The following is a 7,410-nucleotide window of genomic DNA, read 5'->3' as shown; positions in this document are numbered from 1 at the left end:
CTTACTACCAGCTCCACCGGGCTTTTCGCAGGTAATCACGTCCTTCATCGGCTTAGGTGCCAGGGCATCCACCGTGTGCCCGTTCTATCTTGACCTTTATTCCCTCTCCAGGGTTCCCCCCAGAGATTAGGTCTATTCACACCCACCCTAAACCGCTCTATCGCTTACACAATAGATAACGTCCAGGATGGACTTCCCTCTCTTGCCTACTACCCCTTTTTCATGATCCTCGCACCCGCTTGCCTATTGGGGCGCAACGAGAAGAATATCAAAGGCGAGAAGTTGTGTCAATAGGGGGAGCATTCCTGCCATAACCCAACTATAAAAACCGCTGGGTAAGATAAATGCATATGAAGCAGAATCTGACCGTTGAGGCCGCACTCGAGCTCGTATTGCAAAAAGCCAAACCACTGCAGAGTATCGAAGAATTGCCTCTGGTGGCGGCCTACGGGGGCATTTTGGGCGCCAATTTGAGTTCCAAGGTCAACCACCCCTACGCCGACGATACGGCGGTGGACGGTTATGCCTGCCTCGAGGTCGACGCCCAGGGCGCTACTGTGGGCAACCCGGTGAGGCTCAGGGTGATTGGGCAGTCGCCTGCAGGCAAACCCTTTGCCGGAACCGTGGGTTCGGGTGAGGCTGTACAGGTTTTTACCGGCGCCCCCATCCCCAAAGGGGCCAATGCGGTGATACGGGTAGAAGACACCTTGCGAGAGGGCGATTATGTCTGGCTGATGAAGCCTGCGACCGCAGCCGACATTCGCCGCAGAGGCGACGACCTGGTGCTGGGGCAAACCTATTTGTACAGGGGCGATTTGCTGACCCCTGGACGGGTGGGGCTGGCCGCGGCTATGGGCTACGCCACCCTGCCGGTGATCCGGCGGCCCAGGGTGGGCATTCTGTCCACGGGCGACGAGGTGGTCGAGCCGGGGGAACCGCTACCCTACGGCGGGGTCTACAACTCCAACAGCTACTCGGTGGCGGGCCTGGTATTGGAGGCGGGCGGTGAGCCTGTTATCTTGCCAAAAGTGTCGGACAGTGTGGAGGGGATTCGCACCCAGCTACAGCGGGCCGGGAAACTTGACCTACTCATCACCACCGGTGGGGTTTCGATGGGGGAGTACGACATCGTGCGGCAGATGCTCGAGCTCGAGGGCGAAATCCACTTCTGGAAGGTCAGGCTACAACCGGGGGGGCCCTTGCTGTTTGCCACCTGGAACGGCCTCCCCCTGATGGGCCTGCCGGGCAACCCGGTCTCGGCGATGGTGACGTTCTTGCTCTTTGGACGGCCTTTTCTGTTCAAGCTGTTGGGGCGCACCGACCCGCCCTATCAGCAAATCAGGGCCGTGGCCGATACCGCCTTCGAGGCCAATCCCACCCGCCGGGCCTACCGACGGGCCGTGCTGCGCTGGGAAAACGACCGCTATCACGTTGCTACCACCGGTAACCAGTCCAGCGCCGTACTGAACTCGATGGCGGTGGGCAATGCGCTGGTGGTGCTGGAGGTGGGGCGGCCAGCACGGGCAGGCGAGTGGGTGGAGGTGATTCCTTTTCCGGGCGCTGGGCTGTAGAGAGGGCGCGAATAGCCTGCAAGTGAGTTGCTTGCCCGCAGTCAGTCTGGTGTCGTCCTGATTTCTGTTTGGTTGCCAGGGAGCTTTCAGGGGCGCGTAGCCGCGAGCGCCTCCAGCCGATAGATCACGAGGTTCACCGGCAGATAGGAACCCGAAACCGGGATGAACTCAATAGCAACCTGATCGCTACGGGTTTCCCGATAGAAAATCATGGGGCTATCTGGACGAAAAAGCACCCCATTGGCGGGTACCGGCTGCAAGAGCCCATTGACGCTGATGGCGCCCGCATAAGCCCCTCCCCTTGGGGAGAAGGCTCCCACCGTATTCAGCGCTCCTTCCAACACAATCCGGTAGGTGACCCCGTAGTTGCCGCGAAGTTCCACCGGCTGACCCGTGAGGGCATCTAGCCCGGTTAGCCGGGGGTCATAGACCCCATCGCCGATCACAATGCGCCCCACATTCCCTTCCAGCCGCACCCGTAGGTTACGCAACGCCGAAGCAAAGGTGCCCCGAATGTGGGTGCCGTCGGGCTCGAGGTTGGGTAGCAAGGGTATCAGCGAGGCCAGCCCCTCGTTGCTAACCTGGGGCAACAACCCCTCCTCTATCATGGCAACCGTCAGGGCCACCTTGCCGCTGGCACTCAGGTCAGCCTTCAGGCTAAGGCCCTGTCCGGTAGCGAGCAGGGCCGACTTGTAGAGGGCCACGGTCTGGCCCGGTTCCAAACGCACCTGCTCTCCCGCCGGGGCCAGCAAGAAGTCCATCAGGCTTACCTGCCCCAAAACCGCCACCACCCGGGTAGCTGCCGTCTCTCCCAGGCGCTCCACCTTGAGGCTTAGCGGTGCCATATCTACATTGGTCGCCAACACCACCAGGCGGGCGGGGGTCGGCATGGCGTTCTGGTGATAGGCCAGCAATCGGGCCGGGCCGCTCACCACATCGGCATAGAGCACCCCCGAACGCAAAGCCTGCTCGGGGGAGTTGGAAACCAGAAGCGGGATGGCTTCGTCCTGCCGCTCGGGTTGAAGCACCGGATAGTTCAAGACCTCGAGGTCGGGAAAAGTACGGCCCAAACCAAAAAAGCGCAAGGCGTAATCACGGGCACTGAACATTACCTCGGGCTTTACGACAATGCGCCGCGAAAAGGGCTCGCTGCTACGGCCTGCGCGGTTGGTGGCTACAAGCGTGATTACTTTTTCTCCGGGGGTAAAGTACGCCTCCTCACGACCCGTAAAGTTCAGAGAAAGCGGTTGCCCGTCGGGGTCGTAGGAATACTCGATGATGCGTACCGGCTCACCGATTTTGTATTCCTGTTTGTCGGTAGTAAAGCGGGCTACCGGACGGGTTGTATCCCGTGCGTCAGCCCCAGGAATGTAGGTCAAGGTGAGCAAGCGCTGCACCGGGTCAAAGACCACCGTGGCCCCAAGGGCTACCTCCAGGCTACGGGCCGATACAAACAAGACGCCTTCCCGCAACTGCCCCACCTCGGTCAAACTCACCTGCCGCCCGTCCAGGCGGGCCTGACCCAGGGAGGGATAAAGTTCCAGCCGGCCCAGCCGTACCCCCTGGGTGCCATGATTCAGGTTCTCCAGGCTGACCCCCAGTACCCGTGCCACCTCGCGCACCGGAAGGAGAGCCCGCCCCTCAACCACGCGGGCCGGAGGATTTAGGGCGATGGGCGAACCGTTGAGGTAGGCCACCCCTCCCTCGAGATCCAGTACCAACTGACGGGTGGCAAGCTGTTGTGCAAAAGCACCCAAAACAAGCCACAAAAGCAATACAATCCAGCGCCCGTTCATCTCGAGGGCTCAGGATAGCAGAAGCAAAACTCCGAAGCCTATAGCAGATAGCCCATTGCTGATAGCCAAAAGTCGGGCACTACTCAAATAATCTGGTTCTTAGAGCGATGCCAGATTTCAGGGGTCGTTGCAGCCCTGTGCTTTGGGCTTTGGGCAAAGCAATTTCAGACTCCCTTGACAAAACCCGCCCCATCCCCCACACTGCAAGGGTTGCGCTTACTTTCCGCAGGGTGCGGCCAAGCGCATGGTTCAATAGCAGCCGTACATCCTCGCCTCAAAAAGTCTGGACATCTGGTTCTTTCTGGGATGGGCGGCTCGAACCCTACAGGGTTGGATTCGCCCTGGCGCACAGCGCCCCGGTGGTGTTTCAGCCCACACCCAAAAGGACGAGAAAAACATGGAGTTTTCTGCATTTAAGCTAAGGTCTGAAGTTGCCCAGGCCATCCAGGCCAAAGGTTTCACCACCCCCACCCCCATCCAGGCTGCGGCCATCCCGCTGGCCCTCGAGGGCAAAGATGTGCTCGGCCAGGCCCGTACCGGTACCGGCAAAACCCTGGCCTTTGGCATCCCCATCGCTCACCGGCTGGATGCCGCCCGCGAACGAGGACGGGCCCCCAGGGCTTTCATCCTGACCCCTACCCGCGAGCTGGCCCTTCAGGTTGCCAAGGAGCTCGAGTGGCTGGCCCCTCACCTCACCATCACTGCCATCTACGGCGGTACTGGCTACGGCAAACAGGCCGAGGCCCTCAAGCGCGGCACCGATGTGGTGGTAGCCACCCCAGGCCGGGCCATTGACTACCTGGAACAGCGCGTCCTCGACCTTTCCAGAATCGAGATTGCCGTGCTGGACGAAGCCGACGAGATGCTCTCGATGGGCTTTGAAGAAGCGGTCGAGCAGCTGCTGGAAGCTACCCCCACGAACCGACAAACCCTGCTGTTCTCGGCTACCCTGCCCACCTGGGCGCGTCGTCTTTCCGAGCGCTTCCAGCGGAACGCTACCCTCATCAACGTCATCAAGGACGAAGCCATCTCCTACGAGGAGGTGGCCATCCAGGCCCCCATCCACCACCGCCTGGCCACGCTCTCGGATTTGCTCTTTGCCTACGCCCCCGAGCGCACCATTGTTTTTACCAGCACCAAGGCTGAGTGCAACGACCTGGCGCTGGGTTTGGAAAGCCGGGCCCATAGCGCGGCCCCCATCCACGGCGACATGGGCCAGATTGACCGTGAGCGGGTGATGGAGCGCTTCCGCAGCGGGGCGGTGAATGTGCTGGTAGCCACCGATGTGGCGGCCCGCGGGCTGGATATCCCCGAGGTAGACCTGGTGGTGCACTACCGCCTGCCGGATCAAAATGAGTCCTACCTGCACCGCTCGGGCCGTACCGGGCGGGCGGGGCGCTCGGGCAAGGTGGTGATTCTGTATGGCCCCCGCGAGAAGCGCGAACTCGAGACCCTAGAGCGCGAGGTCAAACGCAGCTTCAAGCGGGTCAACCCGCCCACCCCCGAAGAGGTCATGGAGGCCAAGTGGGCCGTGCTGGCCCGCCGGATTGCCAAGCAGCCTGAGGCCGACAAGAAGCTCTGGCACGAACAGGCCGAACGCCTGATAGCCGAAGGGGGCGTGGACGCCGTGGCCGGCATGCTGGCCCTGATTCTGGGCGGAGCCCCCACCCCCAAGAGCCTGATTACCGGCGAGGAGAACTGGGTCACGCTCAAGCTTTCGGGCTCGCGCCTCAGCGTGAACCGGGTGGTTGCGGTATTGAAGGGCGCTGGCGCGGGCGAGATTGGGCGCATTCGTCTGGACGGCGAGGTGGCCGCTTATGTGGACATCCGCCCAGAGGACGTGGGCAAACTCGATCATTCGGTGCTACGCGACCTGCGCCTGATGAAAGCCACCGAGGTACCTGCGGAGTCCCGGCTGCCCGAACGCCAGGGCTTCCGCAGCCAGGGCGGCCGTCAGGGCCAGGGCCGTTCGCAGGGTGGAGGGCAGCGCCGCAGCCAGGGTGAGCGCCGTTTCGAGGGGTTTGAAGAGCGGCGCGACGGTGAACGCAGGCGCGTGGTGTACCGGTAAATAGCCAACTATCTGGAGCCCCCTCGCTCGAGGGGGCTTTTTGGGGTCTCGGCCAAGATCGGCGTGGCCAGCGCCGGAGCCCCCTCGCTCGAGGGGGCTTTTTTCGTCAGGCTTGCAAGCGGGGGCGACGCATCCGGGTCAGGAGCCAGATACCGGCCACCAACAAGAGCAGGGGCAGCCCCCACTGGAGCAAGAACCCCAGCACGCCCGCCGCCACCCCCAGGGCACTCCCCACCACCCAAAGCACCAGACCCAAGACCAGCAGTACCAGCAACAGGGGGAACAGCACCACACCCAGCACGGCCAGCGCTGGAAGGGCGGCAATGGCCAGTACAACCCCCAGAAGGGGCCCCAACCAACCCGTGAGCAGCAGGACGGCCAGAATAACCAGCAACCACCCGAGGAGTTCCATGCTTTGAGGGTAGCGCGTTCTGGGGTGGGGGTCGTAACCCCCCTTACACTTCAAAGCTCGTCGTCGCCGCCTAGCCCCTGCTTGCGGAAACGGGCGATAATCACGGGGGCAAAGAGCGAGAGCGCGGCCAGCACCCAGAGCGCCACGGCAATGGGGCTGCTGAACAGATAGCCCACATCCCCATTGCTAATGGTCATGGCGCGGCGAAGGTTAATTTCCATCAGGTAGCCCAGCACCAGGCCCAGCAGCACCGGGGCCAGGGGGAACTCGAGCTTGCGCATCAGGTAGCCCACCAGGCCAAACACCGCCATCAGGAGCAAATCGAAGGGGTTGTTGTTGACCGCATAGACCCCAATAAAGCTGATGGCCAGCACCGCCGGAATCAAAAACCAGGCCGGCACCGCCAACAGTCGCACAAAAAGGCCCACCAGGGGCAGGTTCAAGAGGAGCAGCACCGCGTTGCCCACGTACATCGAGGCAATCAGGCCCCAGACCACCTCGGGGTTCTTCTGGAACATCTGCGGCCCCGGCGTCACCCCCAGGCTGATCAGGGCCCCCAGCATGATGGCGGTGGTGCCGCTGCCGGGCAGGCCCAGGGTCAGGAGGGGAATCATGGCCCCGCCTGCGGCGGCATTGTTGGCCGACTCCGGCGCGGCCACCCCGCGCAGGTCGCCCTCGCCAAAGCGGGCTTTGGCGCCCAGCAGGCGCTTCTCGGTGGTGTAGGCCACGAAGCTGGCTATGGAGGCCCCGGCCCCCGGCAAGACCCCAATCAGGAAGCCCAGCACGCTGCTGCGCAGGATGGTGAGAAGCGAGGCCATGAAGTCGCGGAAGGAAAGGTAGATGCGACCCACCTGGGCCCGCACCGCGCCGGGGGTTTTTTCCTCCAGGAGCATCAGCACCTCGCTGACTGCAAAGAGCCCAATGGCCACCACCAGAAAGTCCATGCCGTCCTCGAGCTGCAAAAACCCGAAGGTATAGCGCGAGATGCCCGACTGCGGGTCCTGGCCCACCGTGGCCAGCATCAGGCCCAAGCCGGTAGCGATCAGGGCCTTGAACATATTCTTGCCCGCCAGGGCCGAGAGGGTGGAGAAGCCAAAGACCATCAGGGCGAAGTATTCGGCTGGCCCGAAGCGGATGGCCCACTGGGCCAGGAGAGGCCCTAAGGTCATGAGGCCCACCACCGAGAGGGTGCCGGCGATAAACGAGCCCCAGGCCGCCATGGCCAGCGCGGGGCCGGCCTTGCCCTGTTTGGCCAGCTTGTTACCGTCCAGGGCCGTGACCACCGAGGAGGTCTCGCCGGGGATGTTGAGCAGGATGCTGGTGGTGGAGCCGCCGTACATGGCCCCGTAGTAGATGCCCGCCAGCAGGATAATGGCCGACTCCGGCGGCATCTTCAGGGCAAAGGTGAGGGGCACCAGGAGGGCCACCCCGCTGATGGGGCCAATACCCGGCAAAACCCCAATCAGCGTGCCCACCAGACAGCCCAGCACCACCAGGAGCAGGTTGAGCGGCTGGAAGGCCACCCCAAAACCGTTGAGGAGCGCTTGAAGGATGTCCACAGGT

General features: G+C 62.7%; 5 protein-coding genes and 1 rRNA gene. 2 read left to right on the top strand and 4 right to left on the bottom strand.

Annotated elements, in window-relative coordinates:
• A 23S ribosomal RNA gene (locus J3L12_RS06390) occupies positions 1-95 on the bottom strand; the annotation flags it as partial.
• A 255-nt stretch (positions 96-350) separates the two neighbouring features.
• Between J3L12_RS06390 and glp the strand changes: the two genes are divergently transcribed.
• Complete coding sequence (gene glp, locus J3L12_RS06385; RefSeq protein ID WP_208014209.1) at positions 351-1,571, top strand: gephyrin-like molybdotransferase Glp; 1,221 nt, start codon at positions 351-353, stop codon at positions 1,569-1,571.
• An 86-nt stretch (positions 1,572-1,657) separates the two neighbouring features.
• Here glp and J3L12_RS06380 read toward each other — a convergent pair whose 3' ends face one another.
• Positions 1,658-3,367 carry a hypothetical protein gene (locus tag J3L12_RS06380; RefSeq protein ID WP_208014208.1) on the bottom strand — a complete coding sequence of 570 codons (1,710 nt, stop codon included), beginning with the start codon at positions 3,365-3,367 and terminating at the stop codon, positions 1,658-1,660.
• A gap of 397 nt (positions 3,368-3,764) precedes the next feature.
• On the opposite strand from J3L12_RS06380, the gene J3L12_RS06375 reads away from it, so the two are divergent.
• Entirely contained in the window at positions 3,765-5,435 is a 1,671-nt protein-coding gene (locus tag J3L12_RS06375) for a DEAD/DEAH box helicase (protein WP_208014207.1), read from the top strand.
• Between the two features lie 106 nt (positions 5,436-5,541).
• Here J3L12_RS06375 and J3L12_RS06370 read toward each other — a convergent pair whose 3' ends face one another.
• A complete protein-coding gene (locus J3L12_RS06370) occupies positions 5,542-5,847 on the bottom strand; it encodes a hypothetical protein (protein ID WP_208014206.1) in 306 nt (101 codons plus the stop codon).
• 50 nt (positions 5,848-5,897) lie between these two features.
• Positions 5,898-7,406: a tripartite tricarboxylate transporter permease gene (locus tag J3L12_RS06365; RefSeq protein ID WP_208014205.1), complete on the bottom strand. Its 1,509-nt coding sequence runs from the start codon at positions 7,404-7,406 to the stop codon at positions 5,898-5,900.
• Positions 7,407-7,410 lie beyond the last annotated feature (4 nt).

The sequence above is a fragment of the Meiothermus sp. CFH 77666 genome, assembly GCF_017497985.1.
Lineage (GTDB): Bacteria > Deinococcota > Deinococci > Deinococcales > Thermaceae > Meiothermus.
The sequence above is the reverse complement of the archived record's forward strand: the minus strand, read 5'-3'. Positions and strand labels throughout refer to the sequence as shown.

Excerpts from the sequence above, each read along its gene's own strand:
- J3L12_RS06375 (WP_208014207.1), top strand. The coding sequence starts at position 3,765 with ATGGAGTTTTCTGCATTTAAGCTAAGGTCTGAAGTTGCCCAGGCCATC.
- J3L12_RS06370 (WP_208014206.1), bottom strand. The coding sequence starts at position 5,847 with ATGGAACTCCTCGGGTGGTTGCTGGTTATTCTGGCCGTCCTGCTGCTC.
- glp (WP_208014209.1), top strand. The coding sequence starts at position 351 with ATGAAGCAGAATCTGACCGTTGAGGCCGCACTCGAGCTCGTATTGCAA.
- J3L12_RS06380 (WP_208014208.1), bottom strand. The coding sequence starts at position 3,367 with ATGAACGGGCGCTGGATTGTATTGCTTTTGTGGCTTGTTTTGGGTGCT.